Source organism: Candidatus Eisenbacteria bacterium (genome assembly GCA_030017955.1).
Taxonomy (GTDB): Bacteria; Eisenbacteria; RBG-16-71-46; order JASEGR01; family JASEGR01; genus JASEGR01.
The window spans coordinates 22,266-45,430 of record JASEGR010000014.1; the positions used below are offsets into that span (position 1 = coordinate 22,266).

At 51.9% G+C, this 23,165-nt stretch carries 21 protein-coding genes and 1 pseudogene; 16 read left to right on the forward strand and 6 right to left on the reverse strand.

Annotated elements, in window-relative coordinates; all coding sequences use genetic code 11:
* Window positions 1–43: 43 nt before the first annotated feature.
* The 5 genes from QME66_03355 to gatB are packed head-to-tail and all read left to right on the forward strand — an operon-like array spanning window position 44 to window position 8,171.
* A complete protein-coding gene (locus QME66_03355) occupies window positions 44–3,025 on the forward strand; it encodes a BamA/TamA family outer membrane protein (protein ID MDI6808004.1) in 2,982 nt (993 codons plus the stop codon).
* 2 nt (window positions 3,026–3,027) lie between these two features.
* Window positions 3,028–4,953: a UvrD-helicase domain-containing protein gene (locus tag QME66_03360; GenBank protein MDI6808005.1), complete on the forward strand. Its 1,926-nt coding sequence runs from the start codon at window positions 3,028–3,030 to the stop codon at window positions 4,951–4,953.
* A complete protein-coding gene (gene gatC / locus QME66_03365; protein ID MDI6808006.1) occupies window positions 4,954–5,238 on the forward strand; it encodes an Asp-tRNA(Asn)/Glu-tRNA(Gln) amidotransferase subunit GatC in 285 nt (94 codons plus the stop codon).
* A gap of 16 nt (window positions 5,239–5,254) precedes the next feature.
* Window positions 5,255–6,733: an Asp-tRNA(Asn)/Glu-tRNA(Gln) amidotransferase subunit GatA gene (gene gatA / locus QME66_03370; GenBank protein ID MDI6808007.1), complete on the forward strand. Its 1,479-nt coding sequence runs from the start codon at window positions 5,255–5,257 to the stop codon at window positions 6,731–6,733.
* A complete protein-coding gene (gene gatB / locus QME66_03375; protein MDI6808008.1) occupies window positions 6,714–8,171 on the forward strand; it encodes an Asp-tRNA(Asn)/Glu-tRNA(Gln) amidotransferase subunit GatB in 1,458 nt (485 codons plus the stop codon). The genes gatA and gatB overlap by 20 nt, the downstream gene beginning before the upstream one ends.
* On the opposite strand, the gene QME66_03380 is transcribed toward gatB, so the two are convergent.
* The gene (locus QME66_03380) at window positions 8,160–8,561 is read right to left on the reverse strand and encodes a hypothetical protein (GenBank protein ID MDI6808009.1); all 402 of its coding nucleotides are present in this window, start codon (window positions 8,559–8,561) and stop codon (window positions 8,160–8,162) included. The two genes, gatB and QME66_03380, sit on opposite strands and share 12 nt — an antisense overlap.
* A 77-nt stretch (window positions 8,562–8,638) precedes the next feature.
* Here QME66_03380 and larA point away from each other — a divergent pair, with 77 nt between their 5' ends.
* From larA to QME66_03430, 10 genes are all read left to right on the forward strand, one after another.
* The gene (gene larA, locus QME66_03385; GenBank protein ID MDI6808010.1) at window positions 8,639–9,457 is read left to right on the forward strand and encodes a nickel-dependent lactate racemase; all 819 of its coding nucleotides are present in this window, start codon (window positions 8,639–8,641) and stop codon (window positions 9,455–9,457) included.
* Complete coding sequence (gene purD / locus QME66_03390; protein ID MDI6808011.1) at window positions 9,457–10,761, forward strand: phosphoribosylamine--glycine ligase; 1,305 nt, start codon at window positions 9,457–9,459, stop codon at window positions 10,759–10,761. Before larA ends, purD begins: the two co-directional genes overlap by 1 nt.
* A gap of 5 nt (window positions 10,762–10,766) precedes the next feature.
* Entirely contained in the window at window positions 10,767–11,249 is a 483-nt protein-coding gene (purE, locus tag QME66_03395; protein ID MDI6808012.1) for a 5-(carboxyamino)imidazole ribonucleotide mutase, read from the forward strand.
* A gap of 30 nt (window positions 11,250–11,279) precedes the next feature.
* Window positions 11,280–11,948, forward strand: a complete 669-nt coding sequence (locus QME66_03400) for an L-threonylcarbamoyladenylate synthase (GenBank protein ID MDI6808013.1) — start codon at window positions 11,280–11,282, stop codon at window positions 11,946–11,948.
* A gap of 75 nt (window positions 11,949–12,023) precedes the next feature.
* A complete protein-coding gene (locus QME66_03405; GenBank protein ID MDI6808014.1) occupies window positions 12,024–12,554 on the forward strand; it encodes a low molecular weight protein arginine phosphatase in 531 nt (176 codons plus the stop codon).
* Window positions 12,527–13,471: a branched-chain amino acid transaminase gene (locus QME66_03410; protein ID MDI6808015.1), complete on the forward strand. Its 945-nt coding sequence runs from the start codon at window positions 12,527–12,529 to the stop codon at window positions 13,469–13,471. The genes QME66_03405 and QME66_03410 overlap by 28 nt, the downstream gene beginning before the upstream one ends.
* Before the next feature lies 1 nt (window position 13,472).
* Window positions 13,473–13,949: a ribose 5-phosphate isomerase B gene (rpiB, locus tag QME66_03415; GenBank protein MDI6808016.1), complete on the forward strand. Its 477-nt coding sequence runs from the start codon at window positions 13,473–13,475 to the stop codon at window positions 13,947–13,949.
* Complete coding sequence (glyA, locus tag QME66_03420; protein ID MDI6808017.1) at window positions 13,936–15,180, forward strand: serine hydroxymethyltransferase; 1,245 nt, start codon at window positions 13,936–13,938, stop codon at window positions 15,178–15,180. The genes rpiB and glyA overlap by 14 nt, the downstream gene beginning before the upstream one ends.
* Window positions 15,164–15,874 carry a hypothetical protein gene (locus QME66_03425; GenBank protein MDI6808018.1) on the forward strand — a complete coding sequence of 237 codons (711 nt, stop codon included), beginning with the start codon at window positions 15,164–15,166 and terminating at the stop codon, window positions 15,872–15,874. The genes glyA and QME66_03425 overlap by 17 nt, the downstream gene beginning before the upstream one ends.
* 293 nt (window positions 15,875–16,167) lie before the next feature.
* Window positions 16,168–16,569: a hypothetical protein gene (locus QME66_03430; protein ID MDI6808019.1), complete on the forward strand. Its 402-nt coding sequence runs from the start codon at window positions 16,168–16,170 to the stop codon at window positions 16,567–16,569.
* Window positions 16,570–16,584: 15 nt separating this feature from the next.
* On the opposite strand, the pseudogene aqpZ reads toward QME66_03430, so the two are convergent.
* The 5 genes and pseudogenes from aqpZ to QME66_03455 form a co-directional block, all read right to left on the reverse strand.
* A pseudogene (gene aqpZ, locus QME66_03435) lies at window positions 16,585–17,273 on the reverse strand (aquaporin Z).
* A gap of 677 nt (window positions 17,274–17,950) precedes the next feature.
* A complete protein-coding gene (locus tag QME66_03440; GenBank protein ID MDI6808020.1) occupies window positions 17,951–18,835 on the reverse strand; it encodes an HNH endonuclease in 885 nt (294 codons plus the stop codon).
* Between the two features lie 117 nt (window positions 18,836–18,952).
* The gene (locus tag QME66_03445; protein MDI6808021.1) at window positions 18,953–20,137 is read right to left on the reverse strand and encodes a site-specific DNA-methyltransferase; all 1,185 of its coding nucleotides are present in this window, start codon (window positions 20,135–20,137) and stop codon (window positions 18,953–18,955) included.
* A gap of 244 nt (window positions 20,138–20,381) precedes the next feature.
* A complete protein-coding gene (locus tag QME66_03450; GenBank protein ID MDI6808022.1) occupies window positions 20,382–21,404 on the reverse strand; it encodes a hypothetical protein in 1,023 nt (340 codons plus the stop codon).
* A gap of 672 nt (window positions 21,405–22,076) precedes the next feature.
* Window positions 22,077–22,640: a hypothetical protein gene (locus QME66_03455; protein MDI6808023.1), complete on the reverse strand. Its 564-nt coding sequence runs from the start codon at window positions 22,638–22,640 to the stop codon at window positions 22,077–22,079.
* A gap of 267 nt (window positions 22,641–22,907) precedes the next feature.
* On the opposite strand from QME66_03455, the gene QME66_03460 reads away from it, so the two are divergent.
* On the forward strand, window positions 22,908–23,165 hold a 258-nt coding region (locus QME66_03460; protein MDI6808024.1), incomplete at its 3' end, for a M1 family peptidase.

A 23,165-nucleotide genomic window follows, 5' to 3' on the forward strand; every position in this document is an offset into this window, starting at 1 on the left:
ATGTAATGCAGCGTGAGGTTTCAGAAAAGAGGAGCGTGAGCAGGTGAGATTAAGCAAGGTTTGCTTCTCTGTCCTTCTCATAAGTCTGTGTTATTCGAGTGCCTTTGCGCAGGGTTATGGGAAAAACAAGGTCCAGTACAGGCATTTTGACTGGTCATCTATCTCCTCAACACATTTTGACGTGTACTTCTATGAAGAAGCCGAATCCCTCGCATACTTTGCAGTGGAGGTCGCGGAGAGGGCCTCATCCAAACTCAGCCTCGACCTCGGGCACACGCTGACAAAGAAGGTCCCGATCATCGTGTACGCGTCCCACAATGATTTCGAACAGACGAACGTGATTACCGAACTCATTGAGGAAGGTGTCGGAGGGTTCACAGAGATCTTCAAGAACAGGGTTGTGGTTCCTTTTACCGGTTCATACGAGGACTTCAGACATGTCCTGGTGCACGAGCTCACGCACGCATATATGTTTGACGCACTCTACGGTGACGTTCTGGAATCCTGGCTCACCGGACAGTATTTCTTCCAGCTCCCATTGTGGTTCGCGGAGGGGCTGGCGGAGTACGAGTCCCTTGGGTGGGACAGTGAGTCCGACATGTTCATGAGGGACGCGACAATCTCCGGATATCTGGTTCCTCTCGATATGATAAGCGGAGGGTATCTTGCATACAAGGAGGGCCAGTCAGCCATACGGTATATCGTCGAGAGGCATGGCCGGGAGAAGCTTGCTGAAATGATCGCCTCTGCAAGGGGCATGAGGAGCATGGACAGAGTCTTCGACAGAGCGTTCGGCATGAGCCAGTCCAAGTTCAGCGACGAGTGGATAAAATATCTCAAGAAGGAATACTGGCCCGAGGTGTCGAAGCGGGAAGATCCGGAGAAGTTCGCCAGGAGAGTGACGGATCACGAGAGGGACAACTCCTACATCAATGCCGACCCTGCGATTTCGCCTGACGGCGAGAGGATTGCAGTTCTCTCCGACAGGAGGCAATTCACCGATGTTTACCTGATTTCCGCAATAGACGGCAAGATGCTGAAGAGACTAGTTCGTGGCGAAAGATCGTCACAATTCGAGAGTGTTCCGCTTTTCAAGCGTTCTCTTGCCTGGTCGGCAGACGGGAAGAAGCTTGCTGTCGTGGCGAAGAGCAAAGGAAAAGATGTTCTCCATCTGATAGACGGAGTCAGCGGGAGAGTCAAATCGACTCTGAAGCCGCCGCTTGAGGGAATCTCCTCTCCTTCGTGGTCGCCTGACGGGGAGAAGATTGTGATTTCCGGATTGAAGGATGGGAAGGCAGACCTCTATCTGTCAGACACCGGTTCGGGCAAGACCAGGCGTCTCACGAACGACGTGTACGACGATATAGACGCAGTCTGGACACGAGACGGGAACAAGATCTTTTTCGCATCAGATCGCGGCTCCCCTGTGGCTGCGAGTCAAATTATGAATGGAGTGGAGAAGGGCTTCCGGTATTCCGTTTTTTCAATCGATGTGGAGACGGAGGATATAAAGGAAGTCTTCTCTCACCCCGGAGGGGCTGTTTCGCTCGCTCTGTCTCCTGACGGATCGAAACTGGCTTTCATCTCCTCCGGCGGCGGGACGAGGAACGTCTTCTTGTACGACCTGGATAAGTCAACGGTCAGTCAGCTTACCAATGTTCTTGGCGGAGTCTTCTCGATTAGCTGGTCTCTGGAAAATGACAGGATGGCCTTTTCAATCTTCACCGGTGGGGGCTGGGACGTATTCGTTGCTCAGGAAGTTGCGTCAATGACTCCGGTCTCGGTTGCATCGTCCGGTGAGCCGAAGGCTGAGGAGAAGAAGAACGAAGAGGAAGTTTCACGTCCCAGGAACGTGGTGATACTTCCGCTGTCTGAAAAGATTGAAAAGGCGCTTGCGGAGGGGGTGCAAAGCAGTCTTCCCGAGAGTACCGAGACCGACACGGCGTATGTCGAAGAGCCCAAGCCGTACAAGTTCAAGCTGACTGCGGACGGGATAAGCGGAGGGTTTCAATACAACTCTGCGGTCGGGTTCGGCGGCTCGACGGAACTCTCTCTAAGCGACATGTTTGGAAACCACAGGATCTACCTCGCCTCTGACTTGTTCTCATCAATCGATCAGACAGACATCATGTTTGTCTATTACTACCTTGCAAAGCGCCTTGATATGGGAATAGGCGCCTTCCACTATAAGAACTACTACTACTCCAGCATTACTCTTCTGGGAGAACAGTTTTCAAGAGCGAGGTTTTTCTCCGAGAGGACTTATGGTTATGTTCTTCTTGGGAGCTATCCTTTTGGAAAATTCTCCAGACTTGACCTTGACCTCACGCATCTGACAATAGAAAGAGAGTTCCTTCCGGATTATCTGGTGTATCCCGTACCGCAGGATAATCCCAAGCAGGTAATACGCATACTGTCACCCAGCATAAGTCTTGTTAAAGACACGTCCCTTTGGGGACAACTTGGGCCGACGAACGGAGCGAGGTGGTGGGTGGCCTATTCACCATCAGTGCGTCTGACTGAGAACTACCGCTCGTTCAGGAAAGTGTCATTTGATCTCAGAAAGTATGTCGGCTTCAGTAGAGGCTACAGCCTTGCAATGCGTGTGGGAGGATCGATTGGAGGAGGCGCGCAGCCTGAGACTCTTCTTATGGGAGGCGTCTATACAATCAGAGGATACGGAGATTTCGAATTCAGGGGGACCAAGGCAACATTCGTGAATGCCGAGCTCAGGTATCCGTTCATAAGTCATCTCGGCATTGTGTGGCCCATCCCAATCTCAATAAGAAATATCGGCGGGATCGTCTTTTTCGATGCGGGGGCTGCCTGGTACGACAACAGAGAGTTCAAGGCCTTCACACATTCTCAAGGGGGCCACAGACTGGATTCCGTGAAAGCGGCATTCGGCACCGGTCTTCATACTTCCCTTTCATTCCTCATTCTCAAGGTCGATTTTGCCTGGCCCACAGATCTTGACCATGTCGGAAAGTCGCACATTCACTTCAGTCTTGGCGCAGAGTACTAAGAATGGAGTTCAGGTTAAGCCCCTCGCAGCTTGAGGCAGTGACGTACAATCAGGGGCCTCTTCTCGTGCTGGCGGGCGCCGGTTCGGGGAAAACGAGCGTACTTGCGGCAAGAGCAGCCCATCTCGTCCACCAACTCTCCGTTGCTCCATCTGAGATTCTTGCTTTCACGTTCACGAGAAAAGCAGCGCGTGAAATGTTGGAACGGATATCCTCTTCTCTTGGAGAAAAGATGGGTGACATGTGGATCGGCACCTTTCACTCAATCTGCCTTCGAATCCTGAGGGCCCATGCATCAAGAATTGGCCTCAGACCCAATTTTGTTGTCTATGACCGGAAGGATAGCTTTTCGGTTCTGGACGAGATCATCTCTAACCTCGGTCTCCCGTCAAAGGTGTACAGTCCTCAGGTCGTTGGGGACAGGATAAGCTCGGCAAAGAACGCCATTGTCTCTCATGAGGAATACCTGAGAATCGCATCTACCCAGTATGAGAAAGATATTGCAGCCATATACAGGGCATATGACAAAGCACTTCTTGCGAGAAATGCTCTCGATTTCGATGATATCCTGCTTGCGACCGTTTCACTTTTCGATCAGGTTCCAGCCGTAAAGGACGATTATGCGCAGCGCTTCAAGCATGTCCTCGTTGATGAATACCAGGATACGAACTGCATTCAGTTTGAGTTGATCCGGAAGCTTTCGCACATCCACAGGAATGTCTGTGCGGTAGGTGATGACGACCAGTCCATTTTCGGATGGAGAGGTGCTGAGCTCGGAAATATTCTGTCTTTTGAAGAGAAGTTTCCCGGTGCGAAAGTGGTCAGACTCGAGGAGAATTTCCGGTCAAGCCGGAAGATAGTCCTGGCAGCGAAAGAAGTGATACGCAACAACAGCAAAAGAAAAGGCAAGTCCATGTGGACTAAGAATGAAGAAGGGGAGCCGGTTTCGCTCTTCATAGTGAATGATGGAGACCAGGAGGCAGAATGCATTGCTGGAAAGGTCCGGGACGAATGGTCCAGGCACAGAAGCTTCGGCCAGATATCAATTCTCTACAGAACCAACGCCCAATCCAGGGCGATTGAGAATGCGCTCTTCAAGAGCAGGATACCCTATGAAATAGTTGCCGGGCTCTCCTTCTACGAAAGAAAAGAAGTGAAGGACCTCATTTCATATCTGAGAATCATCGCCAACCCGCTTGATGACGTAAGCCTTCTAAGGGTATTGAATGTCCCGCAGAGAGGCATCGGAAAGACAACTATTCAGAAGCTGAAGGAGTTTTCCAAGGAGAAGAATATTCTGCTCTTTGAAGCCCTGAGGCAGGTTCGCTCTGTTGATGGCATTGGAGAGAAAGCCAAAAAGGCAATCGGGTCCTTCGTCGGTCTGGTTGACGGCCTCGCTGCACACGGCAACGAAGGTGTCTGCGGCCTCATGAAAGCCGTGGTCGAGAGTACCGGTTATCTTGAGTATGTTTCGAAAGAGGGGGAGGAGAGGCTTGAGAACGTCGAAGAGCTCTTAAGGGCGGCTGAGAAATGGGACCAAGATAGCGAGACGCGCGATCTGATCTTGTTTCTCCAGGAGCTTTCGATTATGTCTGATGTCGATACATGGGAGGAAAGTAGTGACAGAGTGAGCCTGATGACTGTACATTGTGCGAAAGGGCTTGAATTCTCGGTCGTTTTTATCGCCGGAGTCGAAGAGGGCATCTTCCCGCATGCTTCCTCTCTTCTTGAAAAGCATGAACTCGAGGAGGAGAGAAGGCTTTTTCACGTTGCGCTGACGAGAGCAAAAGAGAAAGTGTACCTTTTCTCAGCAGTGGGAAGGAAATGGACTAAGTCGGATGGAGTGATATCAAGATTCGCCCGGGAAATTCCGAAAGAGGTTCTCGTCGTTGGCGACTTGGTCGGTTACGCTTACAGAGGGAGATTCTAGATGGCAGTCTCTACCAAAGATGTGATTCATGTCGCCCGGCTTGCAAAAATCTCCTTCACCGGCGAGGAAATTGAGCAACTTGTCAAGGAACTGAATTCTGTTCTTGAGTACATGGAGATGATTTCCAAGCTTGATGTTGGATCGATCCCGCCGACCTCTTACGTTCATAAGCCTGTCCCTCACGTGCGAAGCGACGAGCCGAAACCCTCACTTCCGGAAGGCGAGGCGATACGGCTTGCTCCAGATTCCGGGAAAGGATGCTTTAAGGTCCCGAGGGTCGTGTAAAGAGATCCATTCTGCCATGAATGAAGATATTCATTATCTGCCGGCCCACAGCATCAGAGAGCTTCTCAAGAGCCGGAATATTGGAGCCGAGGACGTGGTAGGCGCATCCGCGCGCAGAATCGGGAAATTCGATTGCAGGGTCCGGGCATACCTGAGTGCCATTACGGAGCAGGCGATCAGCGCTGCAAGGGCAATCGACAGAGGTTCTGTCAGCGCAAGTGACGGGCTTCTCTCTGGGGTGCCTGTCGCCGTAAAGAACAACATCTGCACGAAGGGAATCGAAACCAACTGCGCATCAAGAATCCTCGAGGGCTACATTCCTCCGTATGATTCAACGGCTGTCCAGAGACTCAAGGCGGCCGGAGCAATCCTGATTGGAAAGACCAACCTTGATGAGTTCGGAATGGGCTCATCGACCGAGAATTCGGCGTTCTTCCCGACCAGAAACCCTTGGAATCTCGACAAAGTCCCGGGAGGTTCATCCGGAGGCTCGGCGGCAGCGGTTTCCGCCGGAATGGCCACCGTCGCGCTTGGTTCGGACACAGGCGGTTCAGTCAGGCAGCCGGCAGGGTTCACAAACCTGTTTGGTCTTAAGCCAACTTATGGCGCTGTTTCGCGGTACGGACTTGTTGCATTTGCATCGTCACTCGACCAAATAGGAATCTTTTCGCGTGACATTGAGGACTGTGCGACTGTCTTCAACCTTATTTCCGGCTATGATCCCATGGATTCAACATCTTCGACTCTGACCAGGCCGGTTTCAATGGAGGAGATAAAGAAGGGGCTCGACGGCGTGAAGTTTGGAATCCCGGAGAGCTTCCTTGAAGAAGGGGTCAACGAGGAAGTGTCGAGCTGCTTTGAAAAAGCAGTCTCGGCTCTTGAGTCGTTGGGCGCCAGGGCTGAGCGGATTGAGCTTCCAAATCTCAAGTATTCAGTTGCAAGCTACTATCTTGTCGCGAACGCAGAAGCATCTTCGAATCTTGCCAGATATGACGGTATCAGGTATGGAAAAAGGGCTGCGCACTACAGTGATATTTCCGACATGTACGACAAAACGAGAACAGAAGGCTTCGGGAGAGAAGTGAAAAGAAGGATCATGCTTGGCACTTATGCTCTGAGCTCCGGCTATTACGACGAATACTATCTGAGGGCGCAGAAGGTTAGAACTCTGATAAAAGCTGATTTCGAGGCGGCTTTCAAGAAGGTCAATGCCGTTCTTATGCCCACGTCGCCGACACCTCCATTTGGGTTTGGAGAGAAGCTCGTCGATCCGCTTTCAATGTACCTCTCGGACATTTTCACTCTTGCGGTCAACCTGAGCGGCATACCTTCGATCTCTTTTCCTTCCGGGTTCTCAGCCGAAGGCCTTCCCGTAGGAACTCAGGCGATTGGGCCTTCATTTTCCGAAGAATTGATATTCAGGATTGCATATAATTTTTCCGAGAAGTGCGGATTTCACAACAAGAGGCCGGAGCTTGAAAAACAGTTCAAGTGAGTACGAAGCAATAATCGGGCTCGAAATCCACGCGCAACTTCTGACACAGTCTAAGCTATTCTGCTCGTGCGGGACAAATTTCGGTGAGCCGCCAAACTCGCAGGTGTGCCCTATCTGTCTTGGTCATCCTGGAGTACTTCCGGTCCTGAACGAGAAAGCTGTCGAACTTGCGATCAGAGTGGCGCTTGCAGCTTCAACTACCATCAGGAAAGAGAGCATCTTTGCAAGAAAGAACTATTTCTATCCCGACCTTCCCAAAAGCTATCAGATTTCACAGTATGAGAAACCGCTTGCTGAGAATGGAATCCTGGAGGCCGAGGTCGACGGAGAAGCGAGGACAATAGGTTTGAAGAGGATTCATTTGGAAGAAGATGCCGGCAAATCATTTCATCCGGAAAAAGACGAAGATGAGCAGTTTACATTTGTCGACCTTAATAGGTGTGGAGTTCCCCTCATTGAGATAGTGACTGAGCCTGACATCCGCTCGCCGAAAGAGGCACATTCATATCTTTTGTCTCTGAAGCAGCTCCTTGAGTTCCTCGAAGTCTGCGATGGAAACATGGAGAAGGGGAGTCTGAGGTGTGACGCGAATGTCTCCGTCAGACTCAAAGGTGAGCGGGAAATGGGCACAAAATCAGAGATAAAGAACATAAACTCCTTCAAAGGAGTTGAGAAAGGCCTGAGTTTCGAAATCGAGAGGCAGATAGAGCTTCTGAAACGGGGAGAAAGGGTGAAGCAGGAAACACTTCTCTGGGACCCGGTGAAAGAGGTATGCCTCCCGATGCGCAGCAAGGAGGAGGCGCACGATTACAGATATTTCCCCGAGCCGGATCTGCTTCCACTCGTCATAAGCGGTGAAATGGTTGAAGAGATCAGGAAGGGCCTCCCGGAGCTTCCGAATGAAAGACGGAAGAGATTCATCAGGCAGTACGGACTGCCGCAGCACGATGCCTGGCTCCTCACGTCCGTGAGATCGCTTGCTGATTATTATGAAGCGGTAGTCTCAGAGTGCGGTGATGCAAAGACCGCAAGCAACTGGATAATGACCGAAGTCTTGAGAATAGTCTCCGAGAAAGCCGGTGATATCAGCTCCTGCCCAATCTCGAGTCACTCTCTTTCCGAGCTAATCCTCCTTCTCAAGGACGGGACCATAAGCGGAAAGATTGCCAAGACTGTCTTTGAAGAGATGGCAAAGACCGGAAAAGGACCGAGGTCGATAGTAGAAGAGAAAGGTTTTGTCCAGGTGACCGATGAAGAACAAATCAGAGAATTCATATTGTGCGTCTTGAAGGAGAATCAGGAGATTGTCACGGAATACCTTGGAGGAAAGTCGAAATCATTCACATTTCTTGTAGGGCAAACAATGAAACTCTCGAAGGGCATGGCAAACCCCGAGCTTGTGAACAGGATTCTCAGAGAGGAGCTTTCAAAACCTTGAGGAAAAGGAGAGACTCATGAAGTTCAAGTACGGCAAAGGAGTCAGAAATCTTGAGCTTCCGCCGGATGCGAAAATTGAGAAAATCGAACCAAGGCCGCTTGAGCCAATCCTTGACCTCGAGGAAGCACTCACTGCCTCACTTGATTCGCCAATAGGCAGCGCGCCTCTAAAGGATTTTGCTGCAGGCAAGAAGAAGCTCGCCATTATTGTCCCTGACAAGACCCGGTCTGCGGGAACAACCGAATTCATTCCGCTTCTCGTGAAGTATCTGAAAACGTGGGCAAAGAGCAAGATTGATATTTCTCTTCTTGTCGCAAACGGAATGCACGTGAAGGCAACCGATGATGAACTCGGCAGGCTCCTGACCCCTGAGGTGAGAAAAGAATACAAGGTGGTTCAACATGACGCTGGCGACCTATCATCCATGGTTACGCTGGGGATGACGTCGCGCGGAACCCCCCGTCACGGTGAGCAAAATAGCGGCGGACGCGGACGGACTCATACTCACCGGTTCAATAACCTTCCACTACTTTGCCGGATTCACTGGCGGAAGGAAGACCTTTCTTCCAGGCATTGCTTCGAAGGAGAGCATTGTCGCAAACCACAAACTAACCGTGAGCGGCGAGAAGGGAAGGGGCGGCACCTCGATGACCGGTATTTTGGATGGGAATCCCGTGCACGAAGACATGATAGAAGCGGTAAGATTCGCGAAGCCGGCGTTTCTTGTAAACACAATAACGAACGCAGAAGGGCGCATTGCGCGGTTCTTCTGCGGCAACGTTGAGACGGCGCACAGAGATGGAAGCAAGAAGGTCATGGAGGTTTTCTCAACGAAGCTGAAAAGAAAAGCAGACATGGTGGTTGCAAGCTGCGGAGGATTTCCAAAAGACATGAACTTTATCCAGGCTCACAAGGCATTGCACCATGCGTTTCAGTCTGTCAAAGAGGGGGGCACGCTCGTCTTGGTGGCTGAATGCAGTGAAGGAATCGGTTCAGAGGCATTCCTCCCGTACTTTCAACTTGCGAACTCAGGTCAGATCAGGGAGTCGTTGATGCAGGAATATACTCTGAACGGCCACACTGCACTGGCAACTCTTGACAAAGCCGAAAGATGCAGCATTGTGCTTCTCTCGGAACTTGACAGCGATGTTGTCGCGTTAATGCGAATGGAATCTGCAAAAAGTCCTGAAGAAGTCATAGAGAAAGCGACTGCTTCACTCCCCGAAAAATCTCTGGTATATGTCATGCCAGAAGCAGCATTGACGTTTGTTTCAAACGAGTCCTGATGAAAAAGAAAAAACTTCTCGTTGTCGGCGGTGGTGGACGGGAACATGCTGTCTCGTGGCTGCTATCGAAGAGCGCGCTTGTTGAGAAGCTCTACTTTGCGCCGGGAAATGCCGGCATGGCAAAGCTGGGAGAATGTGTGAAAATCGCGGCTAACGATACCGGTTCTCTTGTTCAATTCGCGAGAGAGAGGGAGATTGACTTAACCTTCATCGGCCCGGAAGAACCTCTTGTAATGGGAATTGTTGACAGATTCACCGAAGCAGGGCTCAGGGCTTTTGGGCCCACCAAAGAGGCATCGCGCCTTGAAGGAAGCAAAGTGTACGCGAAGGAATTCATGAAAAGGCACGGCATACCGACTGCCCAGTTTCAGGTCTTCGATTCGTACGAAGAAGCTCTGGGGGCCCTGGCGGGGAATCGCGGCAGGACTGTGGTCAAGGCAGATGGTCTTGCTTACGGCAAGGGAGTAGTCGTCGCGGAATCTCCGGACGAAGCCAGAGATGCGATCCGTCACATGATGGTGGAGAAGAAATTCATGACCTCTGGAAATAGAATCGTGATTGAGGAATTCCTTGAAGGGGAAGAAGTTTCGATAATTGCTCTCACTGATGGAGAGATATTCCTTCCTCTTGTCCCTTCTCAAGATCACAAAAGGGCGTTTGATGGCGACAGAGGGCCGAACACCGGCGGCATGGGCGCCTACGCGCCTTTTCACTTTGCCGAGTCAGGTGAGCTTGAAAAGGAAGTCTATGAGATTCTCTCAAGAACCGTGGCGGGACTAAGGGAAGATGGAGTCTGCTACAAGGGCGTCATATACTGTGGGCTTATTCTCACCAAGTCCGGTCCTCGGGTACTTGAATACAATTGCAGACTCGGAGATCCGGAGGCACAGGCGATCCTCCCTCTCCTTAAGGATGACTTGCTTCACGTTCTGGATGCCGTCGTTGAGGGAAAGGGGCTGCCGCAATCCCTGACATGGGAAGATGGATTCTGTGTGGCAGTTATGATTGCATCAGGTGGCTACCCTGGGAGCTATTCCACGGGATTTCCCATCGATGGGATTGAGGAAGCAGAACGAGGGGGTGCGCTTGTCCTGCACGCCGGAACGGGACTTGAAAAAGGAAAAACCGTGACGAAAGGCGGAAGAGTTCTTTCCGTTTGCGCAAAAGGGAAGACCCTGTTTGAAGCTCAGAAGAATGCCTATGAAGCCTGCTCAAAGATCAGTTTCAAAGGAGCGTTTTGCAGGACCGACATTGCCGGAAGAGGGATTGACAGAGAAGCGCAGCTCAATCTGAGGAAGGGGTGAGGCAAATGGCTCGGCCTCCAATTGGAATTGTCTACGGCAGCAAGTCTGACCGGACCGTTATGAAAGAGTGCAGGAGGGTTCTGACGCATTTTGGGGTGAGGGCTGAGGAGATGGTTGCCTCGGCCCACAGGTCGCCCGGAAAAGTAAGAGAATATGCCATCTCGGCCAGAGAGAGGGGAATAAAGGTAATCATTGCAGGCGCGGGGATGGCTGCGCACCTTGCAGGGACGATCGCATCTGAAACCACGCTTCCTGTCATCGGTGTTCCTCTCGATGCATCACTCGGCGGACTTGATTCACTTCTCTCGACGGTTCAAATGCCGTCCGGTATTCCGGTTGCGGCAGTCTCGGTTGGAAAAGCAGGAGCACGAAATGCTGCATTGCTCGCGATCGAAATAATCTCGCTCGAAGATGAGAAGCTGGAGAAGAAGCTTGTACGATTCAGGGAGAAGTTGAAGAACTCTTCGTGGGATGAAATGGGATTCTAGTCTTTCTATCGCCGATTGCGGTCTCCAGACATGACTCGCGCTCAGACACCACAGACAAGAGTAATCAAGGCCGACCCCGAAGCACCGGAAGCAGAGGCAATAGAGAGAGCTGTCTCTGTTCTTAGGACCGGCGGAGTTCTCGCGCTTCCGACGGACACCCTCTACGGTCTAAGCGCATCTCTCTCGATGACAGACGCGATCCGGAGAATCATCGCGCTCAAGAAAAGGGATGCAAAAAAGCCGTTTATTCTGCTCGTGGGAGAACGAGACTGGGTATCGCGATACGTGAAAGCCGTGACTCCGGAAGCAGAAGCCCTTATGAAAGGTTTCTGGCCCGGGCCTCTGAGTCTCATTCTCTCTCCGCAGGATGACCTTCCCTCCGAGGTAAGAGAAAGAGACGGGATAGCGCTCCGGCAGCCATCAAGCAAGCTCTGCCTCTCGATTCTCGAATTGCTTGGTGAAGGAATGGTCTCGACCAGCGCTAATGTGTCCGGCTCTACTCCCCCGCGTACATGCAAGGAGGTTCTCAGGAATTTCGAGACCGGAATCGACCTTGTGATTGACGGAGGAATATCCCCGCAGGCTCTCGCCTCGACAGTTGTGGACGTCAGAATCTCGCCTCCATCAATCATCAGAGAAGGAGCGATTCCCGCGCAGAGGATTACGGCGCTCCTCAAGCAGTCAAGGCACTCTGCATAGTCATTGACGCAAGGGGATTTGCCTGCTTTCTCCTTGACAGCAGGCATACAGGGACTTAGGATAACTGCCGGAAAAATGCGAACGTTGAAAGTCCTTTTTGTCTGTACTGGGAATACATGCAGAAGTCCGATTGCCGAAGGTATTCTTAGGAAGCTCTGTTCCGAGCGCAGGATCAAGGAAGTTGAAGTCAGGTCTTGCGGAACGATAGCTGCTCTTGGAAGTACGGTCCCTCCAATTGCCTTAGAGGTCGCGAAGAGAAGACAAATCGACCTTTCCGGGCACAGATCAGCTCCGCTTACGAAGGAGCTTATCGAAGGCTCTGATGTGATTCTGGGGATGGACGAGTCACATGTTGAGAGGGTAATTGAACTGGTTCCCGGGGCAAAGACAAGAGCATTCCTTCTGAGCGAATTCTGCGGTGGCTGTGTGCCCTCTCGACGGGATATTGTTGATCCGGCAGGAGGGCAAGAGAGAGCTTATGAGGAATCGTTAACAATGATTGAGAGTCTTGTGAATAAGTCTCTCGAGCTTCTGACCAGAATGGTTCGGGAAAAGGATGGGAAAGGAGAGAAGGGAGCATGGAAAAAGCAAGCAAAATCTGGATGAACGGCACGCTGGTTGACTGGGACAATGCAAAGATCCATATTCTCTCCCACGTTGTCCACTACGGCTCGAGCATTTTCGAAGGCATAAGATGCTACAAAACACCGAAAGGCCCCGCGGTCTTCAGACTTGATGCTCACACAGACAGGATGTTCGACTCGTGCAAAATCTACAGAATGGAAATTCCTTACTCGAAAGACGAAATTGAAGAGGCTGTCAAGGCAACGATCAAGGCGAATGGATTTGAAGAGTGTTACATAAGACCGCTCGTTTACAGGGGATTCGGAGAGCTTGGCGTGAACCCGGTGAATTGCCCGGTCGATGTTGCAATTGCCGTCTGGCCGTGGGGAAAATACCTGGGACAAGACGCCACTGAAAAGGGCGTGGACGTGCGCGTCTCTTCGTGGGACAGAATGGCACCGAACACTTTCCCGGCCCTAGCGAAAACCGGCGGGAACTACATGAACTCGCAGCTCATAAAGATGGACGCATTGGTTGACGGCTACAGTGAGGGGATCGCACTTGACCCGGCAGGACATGTGAGTGAAGGTTCCGGCGAGAACATATTCGTTGTGAGGAAGGGTGAGATATTCACTCCTCCGATGGGGGCGTCGATTCTTCTGGGAATAACGAGAGATTCCGTCATGGTGCTCGCGAAGGAAATGGGATATGTAGTCCGCGAGGAACCCATTCCGAGGGAATTTCTCTATATTGCGGACGAGGTCTTCTTCACAGGGAGCGCGGCAGAAGTGACCCCCATAAATTCCATTGACAAGATCGTAATCGGCAAGGGCGGAAGGGGGCCTGTAACCAAGAGGATTCAGGAAGCCTTCTTCGGCATAATAGATGGAAAAGTCGAAGACAAGCATGGATGGCTTGCTTACGTTCAGTCGCCAAGCTATGCGAAGGCTTCGAGATAAGATGAAGATAGCAATAGCAGCAGACCATCAGGGGATCAAGCTTAAGGAAGCCCTCAGAGTTTTCCTTCTCTCGCTTTCGCACGAGGTGTCCGACCTCGGACCCGAAGGAGAGCAGTCGGTTGATTATACTGACTACGGATTTCCTGTTGCCGAAGGAGTGGCCTCGGGGAAGTGGGAAAGGGGCATTCTCATCTGCAAAACCGGAATAGGAATGTCAATCGTCGCAAACAAAGTTCCGGGAGTGAGAGCGGCGCTGTGCATGGATGAAGAAATCGCGAAACTTTCAAGAGAACATAACGATTCGAATGTCCTGGTTCTGGCAGCAATGAGGACCGACGCCGAGAAAGCGAAACGCATCTTGAAAGTGTGGCTCGAAGCTGGTTTCTTGGGCGAGCGCCATGGGAGAAGAATCGGAAAGATCAAGTCCTATGAGAGAGAAAGAAGCTGTGCCAACAACAAACAAGATGGCCAATCTTGAGCGAACGGATCCGGAAATAGCGAGTGCAATCCTGGGTGAAGTCGGACGGCAGAGGGGAACGCTCGAGCTCATAGCTTCAGAGAATTTTGTGAGCGAAGCCGTGCTTGAAGCGCTCGGCTCGCCCTTGACAAACAAGTATGCCGAGGGTTATCCGAAAAAGAGATACTACGGCGGGTGCGAGTTCGTAGACGTTGCCGAGACTCTCGCCATCGAACGCGTGAAGAGACTCTTCTCGGCCGAGCACGCCAACGTTCAACCTCACTCTGGCTCCCAGGCGAACATGTCCACGTATTTTGCGTTCCTCAACATGGGTGACACCATTCTGGGAATGAATCTTTCGCACGGAGGGCACCTCACTCACGGGCACCCGGTCAACTTCTCCGGGAGATTCTTCAAGGTAGTCCACTATGGAGTTTCGAAGGAGACCGAAAGAATAGATTATGACGAGCTGAGAAAAATTGCCCTCGAACACAAGCCGAAACTTATCATAGCAGGAGCAAGCGCCTATCCCAGGATCATAGATTTTCCGAAGTTCAGAGAAATCGCTGATGAAGTTGGAGCATATCTGGTCGTTGACATGGCGCACATAGCCGGCCTCATCTCTGCAGGAATTCACCCAAGCCCGGTTCCGTATGCCGATGCTGTCACGAGCACCACGCATAAAACACTGCGCGGCCCAAGAGGAGGATTCATTCTCTGTAAAGAGAAGCATGCAAAAGCAATCGACAAGAGCAACTTTCCGGGCATGCAGGGCGGACCGCTAATGCACGTGGTTGCTGCCAAGGCGGTTTGTTTCAAGGAGGCGATGGCAGACTCGTTCAAGGCCTATCAGAAGCAGATTGTCTCGAATGCCTCAGCCCTTTGCGAGACAATAAAGAAGAGAGGATTCCACATCGTTTCCGGAGGGACTGACAATCATCTGATGCTTGTGAATCTGAAAGCAAATGGCGTGACGGGGAAAGATGCGGAAAGAGTGCTTGAGGCTGTTGGCATAACCGTGAACAAGAACACTGTGCCTTTTGACGAGCAGCCCCCGACGGTGGCAAGTGGAATACGCATAGGCACGCCTGCCGTGACCACCAGGGGAATGAAAGAAGCGGAGATGGAGAGGATCGGCACATTTATTTGCGATACTCTCGCAAACGTGGGTGATCCGGTTGTCCTTGAAGAAGTGAAAAAGGATATCCAGAGTTTCTCCAAGAAGTTTCCTCTCTATGAAGAAAGGACTTGAGGTGAGCTCTCGCAGAAGCATGGCCAGGAATCTGTGGTGTGTGATTCTGTTTGCACTGTTGCCGCTCCTACAGGGATGCTTCTTCGGAACTTTTCAAAGCACAAGGACCGTCGGCAGGGGAAAGACATCGGGTACAGTTTTCCTGAATCTCCCAACCTATGTTTCCGAGAAGGACAGAAAGAGTGCAAAAAGCGACGATTACACGCCTCCGCTTACTGCAGGCGCACTCTATCAGGTTGGAGTGAGTGACAACGCCGACTTTGGTGTTCAGGTCATCCAGTACGGCGTGGGAGTAAACGGAAAGGTCAGATTCGCTCTCAGAGGAATGCCAGTCGATTTCGCAGTTGCCCCGTCGGTCACCTATCTTGTCGGAAGGGCGCAGCTTTCTCCGATGGTCGCGGGCATGGTCGGCAAGACATGGGGTGATTTGGACATTTACGGCGGCATCAATGGCGCGTATGGTCCTGATTGGCGAGACAGGAGAAAGGGAGTCTCGTTCAGCGACCTTCCCACAAGAGTCACCTGGGCTCTATTTGCCGGTACTAAGGTCTCGACCTCCGGCGAAGCTCAACTAAATCCGTGGTTCCCCAAGTCCCTTGTTTTTGAGCTCGGCGTCCCGCTCGACATAAAATACAATCTCATTTACTTCGGAGTCGGTGTCGGAGGATTCTCCGGTTTGAAACTCCCATTCTGATTCTGCCTCAAGGAACCTGGCACTGGCCGGACGATTCTACTGCGGCTCTGCGCCCCACGGTCACCGCCTAGTCGTCATCTTTCTTCGCCAACCTGCACCAGGAATCCGAAAAAACTCTCCTGTTTTCCTTCAATTGAACGAAATATCTGAATAGAGAATGTAGGCCAGGTTTCATTCACAGACATTCTTGTAACGCAGGGAGTAGTACGCGCGGACCGCCTGGGTTTGAACGCGCCCACCAGAGCCAGGTCCATCGCATTCTCTGATTTCGCACAGTGCAAGATGGAGGTCGGATGGCGGATAGGTCAGATTTTTTCTCCAGGCCAATCCATGTAACGAAGACGTCAAAAAAGGGGGACGACTACTACGAGGCAGCCCTCCATGCTGTGTGGCAGGAAGACTATGACGATGCCAAAGCTCTATTCAAGGAGGCGGTGTCCTGCTACAGAGCCGACGGTATGGTTTACGCCCTCGCGCGACTCAGAGTAAACGAGCTTATCGCCAACTACCTTGGTGAGCCGTCGGAAAAAGAGAAAGAACAGCTGGCCGAAGAAATCCTCGAAAAGGCAACCCGGATCAGTGTCATTGAATCGCTTGAGCCGCCATTTGCGCAGTTGCCGGTTGACAAAGCACTCGCCCAAATCGGATTGAAGATCCCAAAGGCCGCGCACCAGCGGGCGTGCCAACCTCAGTAGTGCAGGCTTCGTCAATCAGTTCTCCTTGCCGCCGATCAGCCGATAGATCGTTGCACCTATGATACCACCCACGATCGGGGCTACCCAGAAAAGCCACAATTGCCCCAAAGCCCACCCTCCGGCAAACACGGCTACGCCAGTACTGCGTGCAGGATTGACCGAAGTATTAGTGACAGGAATACTGATCAGGTGAATCAAGGTGAGACACAGGCCAATTGCAATTGGGGCGAAGCCTTGTGGCGCACGTTTATCAGTTGCGCCCATAATGACGAGCAGGAACATCATGGTCATTACAACTTCAGTCACAAGAGCCGCAAGCAGCGAATACCCACCTGGCGAGTGAACACCGTAGCCGTTCGAAGCGAAACCGGCGGTCATATCAAAGGCTGCATTCCCGGCGGCAATAATGAAAAGGATGCCCCCGCGACAATCGCTCCCAGGACCTGGGAAACAACGTAGGGAATTACTTCCTTCCCAGGAAACCGGCCGCCGGCCCATAGCCCTATGGAGATCGCCGGATTCAGATGGCAGCCCGATATATGCCCGATAGCATAAGCCATCGTCAGTACCGTCAAGCCGAAGGCTAGCGCAACTCCAAGAAAGCCGATACCCAAATCCGGAAATGCAGCTGCCAGTACTGCGCTCCCGCATCCGCCAAGGACAAGCCAGAATGTTCCGAAGAACTCTGCACCGTACTTCTTCATGATTTCCTCCTTTCCGCAATTGAATCTCTTACACCGGAAAGCATCCAACCGCCGCTTGTACAATTTCCCGGATATTATCCTCCAGCTGTCAATTTGTCCACGCAGTTTGTCAGTCGGGTAATTCTCAAAGTCCCACAATTTTTCCTGGTCGGGTGTGTACGATATTCACGCTCAAGCTGGCGCGGGATGTCATATTGTTTACATATAGCAAGCCAGCTTTGGTTCTCACGACGCACCGATCGAACTGGGGGCTACTGCCAGGCGATTCAAGAAATGTTTGCGGGATCGATTTGACGCGGTCGCGATACTGGTCGAAGATTTCCAGCGGTGAGTTTCTCAATGCTCGGCTATCCGCTGAATGAGTGGTTCGCTCGCCGCGATGAGTGACTGCCTCTTCAGCTCTAAGAAGAGACTTCTGGCACTGGGCACGTCTCAGTATCGTTGATGAAAATATCACCCGAGCAGTCGCGCCCTAAGCTACCAGAAGACTTCCTCACAACAGGAGATTCAACTCGTTAAGAACCTACTCCTGGGGATGACGTTGGGGTTAAGTTACCGATGCGTGAGCGACGACCATGTGAAACCAGTTGTTGAGTCACCGACGTTCTATTCAGACCGTTACCGTAATAATCTGATACCCGGGCAGACGTCAGGTCAAAGTGAATCTCAGAACCCGGTTACCTACAAATACGTCGGTACTTGTTAGCCTTTCGGATCATGTTGATGTCAGGCCATTGCCTCCTGTCTGGGGGCAGGTGAATTCGCTTGTCAAGGTAGTGCCTAAAGTCATCGACTCCACCGCTAAGATCAAGTGTCACAAGCTGCAATTCCCGTTCCGAATTGATTCTCATAACATACTGGTCATCGAGGTATATGAGGCCGCCATCAAACGCCCGATGGTAGGTCGGTGATAGAGCAATACCGTTGCGCACCTCGTCCGCTGTCCCTTCTACCTCAACCGGCATGATGTGGGCAGCATCGACAAGACGCAGCTGCATCCGCGTAACTGAGCATCTGTTGCCGTAGGCAGAGAGAACCTGCTGGCGAAAGCACGCTGATCGTGCCCATCGGTTCACAGTGGCGAGGATTCTCCGACGTTTTGGCGTAAGTTTCTTGATCTCTTCGGTTGTGATTCTCTCAAGCGCCGACGCCCTAGACAACAGGCTGTACATTGCAGCGTTCTTGCCCAAGCGGTGAAGGTCTTCGGCATTAGCCATGTAGTTAAGCATCTGATCTGGACGGATCGCGACAGCAATCTCTTGGTTGCTCTTTCTATCAAACGCGAGACCGTCCTCGAGAGCCCTGTAAATGGATTTGATGCTGATCTGAACAGACGGTGAACCGGCAGTGAATGTACGGTGACGGGTCAGATCAAAACCCGTGAACATTTTCAAGTTCGGTTCATATCCGAGAAGCAAGGTAGGACCTCTGGGATTCAATGGCAGGGGCGAGGAGACGGTCGTCATCTGGATTCGGTATTCATCGGGAAGACTGGGCCTGCCGCCGTGAGTGAGTGTCCAGACATAGATCCACACTTCTATTCCACAAGTTTCAGTTTCCACGACAAATCTACGAGGATGCTCACGTAGTGATGACACAAAGATACCGGATGCCCCCGAGTCCTGAAAGGCGTCGAGGATAGCATTGACAAGTCGTGGGGGATCAATTGCTGGCACGGCTCAGGCTCTCTTTCTTGTACTTCGCTTCTTGAATTTGGTTGATGATTTCGTTCCGGCATTCGCCCTCGAATGAGCTTTCCCCCTAGGCTTCGCAACCCGCTCTCGGACAAACGTGGGTTTGCTCTTGCTCTCCGAGTCGGGGTGTCTGACTTTCGACCCGAGCTTTCGCGTCCGCCCACCGTGTACCGGCAGTGGATCATATTCCAGCCGGTCCCACATGGCTGAAGGATGGAATATTTTATAGCAAATCTCTCTGACGTGTCTGTTCTGAGGCATCTCAGGAAAAAGGGTCGGGTCCCCGTTTTCGAAACGGGCTAATGCTCCGGCGAGGTATTCTTCGACACTGTCGCAACAGATCCATTTCCGCTTCAGCCGTTCGGCTACTTCGCCAGTAACGCAACTCCCTGCAAAGGGATCGAAGACTATCTCTCCGGGATCGGTGAGCATGCGGATGAAGAACTCCGGCACGTCGCCCGGAAAACGGGCCGGATGCTGAGGAAGTCCCTTCTCCTTGCAATACCGCAGGTAATGGGAGTTGCTTTCCGTGTTCGGGACGGCCAGGAGATTGGGTGGGATTGATGCCTTGTTATTGATATTGAACTTGGTACTGATGTCGTGGCCGCTCGGTCGTTTCTTCGCCTTGTATCCATTCTTGAGTAGGTTCTTCATTGAGTCGCTGTAGGGAAGGAGCACACGGCGATTGCTTGCTTTCGGCCAAGGCGTTTTCGACAGCCACCAGACGCAGTTCACAGCATCCTTCACGCGGACTCTGCGAACCGTAACCCACTCGGCAGGAGTTGGAAGCTTTGAGGGGTTCCACCAGAAAATTTCCTGCGCCAAATGGAAGCCCAGGTCTTTGCACAGCATGATCAGCAGTTCGAAGTGGTAGAGACTCCGCGTGGGTTGCCCTTTATTCCAAGCGCCTCCGATGTCTATCACAAGTGAGCCATTAGGCTTCAGGATACGGTGGAATTCGAGTCCAAAAGGGTGGAACCAAGTCCCATAGCTCTCGGCGTCCACATTGCCGTAGGCCTTTTTGCGCACGAGCCCAAACGGGGGACTCGTCATGATGAGATCGACCGAGGCATCGCCAATTTCTGTGCGCATGAACTCCAGAGAATCGACGCAGTAAATTCGACCAAGTCTGGTTTCAAAGTAAGCTTCGTTTCTCTTGGTTATCGCCATGCTAATATCCTGCCACGTTCGGTCAGGGAAGGCAAGGTGAACATCATCCGATCAACAAGTTCTCTGTGTGATAGAACACCGCGGAGTTGCATGGGCCAGACACCCTGGCTTCCGTTGAGGAGAGGTCAGACGCCGAGGCAGGGCATCTCACATCAGGGGTGAACGTTAGACCAGCAAATGTCCTCGCCCCAACTCTGCGGCGGCTATCGACCATCCATACGAGCGATCGATTGTGGTACGGCCGTCATCCACTCCCGCTGACTTCCTTAATCGTCGGTTTGGCCATGGCGAGCTGTGGCGGTGGAGGAAACCGTGCGATATGACCGGAAGATTCCAACATAGCTTTCCGGCATTCTTGGGCATAAGCCCGATCTGCCTCTCCTGAAAGGTACTGAGCAACCTTGAACAAATCCGGTGTCTCTACAAGGACCGTACCACTGCGCTTCACTGCCTTTAGGCACTTCTCGGTGAAGAATGTCTTTCTGTCGTCTAGTGCCAATATGCGATACGCGTTGCCGAAAAGAACGCCCCTAGCGGGCTCAGCTACTTCTTCGCGTTCTAGATCCTCATGAATATTCATCTCAAGCTGACGAAGCTTGTCTATTCCAATCGCGTTGTTGTCTTTGCCCTCTGCCTCACCCAAGAAACGCCCTTCAGGACTTTCGAAGACTGCGTCGAATTCAGATTCGGTGTCTCTATATCTATTGGCAGAGAATCCCAGCAGCTTCAAGGCACGAAGAATTGCATCTTCCAGCGGCGCCCCTTTTTCGAAAAGCAACCGCCGGAGAACTCCCTCATCAACGAGTTGCCCTCGTATCGTCTGTCTTTGTCGTTGGAGTCTCTCGAGGCGATCATCTGTCTTCAACAACTCCTGCCTCAACCTCGCTTCTTTGGGCAAGTCGAAGTCTGTGGTCATCGCCCACTCGGGAGTCGGAGTGATGGCCTCCGACTGCTTCAGGGATTTGTCAATTTCGATGATTGCTCCGAGGAGTCGGCGGCCAAATTGCTGACCCAGTGTTGTCCATTTCCACCCTCCGCCTTTTGTCTTCTTGTAGAAATCTTCCGACTCCATATCAAGATGTGGAAGTAACAGGAGTGCCCCAGTCGAGTCCTTGACCTTCATCAGCGCGCCGACAGTCTTGTCTCCAGTCCTTGTCATCAGGAGCGGCTTTGAGATATGTCCTTCTATGCGTAACGTGTAGCAAGAGCAACCTCCGAACTCGGACCAGTAACTCGAAAGAATGTCACTTTCTTTCGCAAGTCGCATGGCGGAACCCTTGGAGCTGATCGGATTCAGATCGAAGGGCAAACACCTATAATTACTGTATAACTCAACGACGCTGGTCGTCTGCCGATTACGACCAGTGCCAGAGTGCTCACGCTCCCCCGTATCTACATACACCTCATGAAGCTCCGTCAGGAGGACAATGACCGTCTTACCGGAGTGGATCGCGTCGAGTATCTCACGCCGCCAGTGTTCTGCGCGCTCGCGCAGTAGGAAAGACCGGGCATCTGATAAACACGGTTTGCCCTTATAGAAGTCATTGTGGGATCCAACCAAATTGCGTATGTGCGGACGAAAGAGAACTATGTCCCAATCCAGTAGAGACGTATCTGAATCAATGCTCACAAATTCAGAGAGTCCTCCTGGTATCTGACATTCGATGGAAGCTATTTTTCTCTCGGACATTCCTTGTCTTCCTTATGCATACTCGCAGCGCAAAGTTCACCCGGTGCGGCCAAATCCAATCTGTTCAAGTAAACCAAGAAAGCTCTGCCAGAGGATGCCCAGCGCTACTGGCTCCGTATTCTGCCAATCGACATGGCTCATCCGTCGCCGTGAACTGCCGCCGAAAGGCGGTCGGCCTTCCAGTGCCAAGTCGTACCAGTTGCATCTACAAGTTACATATGAGCAGAGTTGGTCCGAACTGACAGGAGTCTAGTCCCCACTGGAAGTGTCCCAATTTTCCCCCGAGCCGTAGTTTGTTGCCACGAGCCTCCTCATGTTGCCCAGCCGCTCTTTCAAACCGGCGAACTGTGAGCTATCGCGGAGCTTTATCCTCCACATCTGTGCGGTTTCGGGAGCACGACGGATTTCGTCTTCGGTAGTATCTAGGCGTCGATCGAAATCCTTGATCCTTTCGTACAAATCCGTTGCGGCTTCGAAAAACTCCCGATCGTCTTCCAGAAGAAACAGCCCACTTGCCAGAACCCCAGAAAGCGCATCAGCCCTGAAACGCTGGTAGACAGTGAAATGTATTAACTTAGCATCGTCCAGCTCAGTGAACCTGGGATCTGCAGATGTCTTTTCGTTGTGACCGACCTCGGCAACGACAGCGGAAAGGAGGGCCTGACGACGTGTCTTGATTTCCGCGATCCTCGCTTCAGCTAGCATCTTCCTGGTGTTTTGAGTGGACCTGAGGTTCCACCCGAGTGTTGCCACGATTCCACCGATGGCGATGACAACAGTGCCAAGTACGATGTACGCAGTTGAAGGATTCATACGCACAGTCTGACCCTCATCAGCCAAAATCTCCCGGGCGATCTACTTGACGCATAGGCAACATTTCCTCCTCAATCATCCGCAACTCACGGGTATCTTTCCAACTCAATCATAATTTTGAAACTCTCTTGGAGATCTGTCAAGAGGCACGTTTGTTGGATGCGCTGCTTTGCATCTCAGGCCTATCATCCTTGACAGGTGATGGAGTCTGAAACTAGTATTTTTGGAATGTCCCAGTGAAAGGGGATGTGAGAAAAGGAGAATATTGTGAAGAGAAGCGCTTTTCTGGGTGTTATCGCACTCTGCCTTCTTCTTGTGACCGGGAGCGCGGGAGCGTGGCAGCAGGCTGTTCACTACACAATCGACGCTACTTTGAATGTCGGTGACGGGACGATTCTGGCGACGGAGTCGTTGAGCTATACGAACAATTCGCCAGAGAATCTCTCGGAGGTCTTCTTCCATCTGTATCTCAATGCCGTGAGGCCCGGCAGCAGGATGGATGAACGGGCCAGATCCTTCAAAATG

Excerpts from the sequence above, each read along its gene's own strand:
- rpiB (MDI6808016.1), top strand. The coding sequence starts at position 13,473 with ATGAAGATAGCAATAGCAGCAGACCATCAGGGGATCAAGCTTAAGGAA.
- QME66_03455 (MDI6808023.1), bottom strand. The coding sequence starts at position 22,640 with ATGAATCCTTCAACTGCGTACATCGTACTTGGCACTGTTGTCATCGCC.
- gatA (MDI6808007.1), top strand. The coding sequence starts at position 5,255 with ATGAATGAAGATATTCATTATCTGCCGGCCCACAGCATCAGAGAGCTT.
- QME66_03360 (MDI6808005.1), top strand. The coding sequence starts at position 3,028 with ATGGAGTTCAGGTTAAGCCCCTCGCAGCTTGAGGCAGTGACGTACAAT.
- purE (MDI6808012.1), top strand. The coding sequence starts at position 10,767 with ATGGCTCGGCCTCCAATTGGAATTGTCTACGGCAGCAAGTCTGACCGG.
- gatC (MDI6808006.1), top strand. The coding sequence starts at position 4,954 with ATGGCAGTCTCTACCAAAGATGTGATTCATGTCGCCCGGCTTGCAAAA.
- purD (MDI6808011.1), top strand. The coding sequence starts at position 9,457 with ATGAAAAAGAAAAAACTTCTCGTTGTCGGCGGTGGTGGACGGGAACAT.
- glyA (MDI6808017.1), top strand. The coding sequence starts at position 13,936 with ATGGCCAATCTTGAGCGAACGGATCCGGAAATAGCGAGTGCAATCCTG.
- QME66_03405 (MDI6808014.1), top strand. The coding sequence starts at position 12,024 with ATGCGAACGTTGAAAGTCCTTTTTGTCTGTACTGGGAATACATGCAGA.
- QME66_03445 (MDI6808021.1), bottom strand. The coding sequence starts at position 20,137 with ATGGCGATAACCAAGAGAAACGAAGCTTACTTTGAAACCAGACTTGGT.
- QME66_03400 (MDI6808013.1), top strand. The coding sequence starts at position 11,280 with ATGACTCGCGCTCAGACACCACAGACAAGAGTAATCAAGGCCGACCCC.
- QME66_03425 (MDI6808018.1), top strand. The coding sequence starts at position 15,164 with ATGAAGAAAGGACTTGAGGTGAGCTCTCGCAGAAGCATGGCCAGGAAT.
- QME66_03450 (MDI6808022.1), bottom strand. The coding sequence starts at position 21,404 with ATGCGACTTGCGAAAGAAAGTGACATTCTTTCGAGTTACTGGTCCGAG.
- QME66_03430 (MDI6808019.1), top strand. The coding sequence starts at position 16,168 with ATGGCGGATAGGTCAGATTTTTTCTCCAGGCCAATCCATGTAACGAAG.
- QME66_03410 (MDI6808015.1), top strand. The coding sequence starts at position 12,527 with ATGGAAAAAGCAAGCAAAATCTGGATGAACGGCACGCTGGTTGACTGG.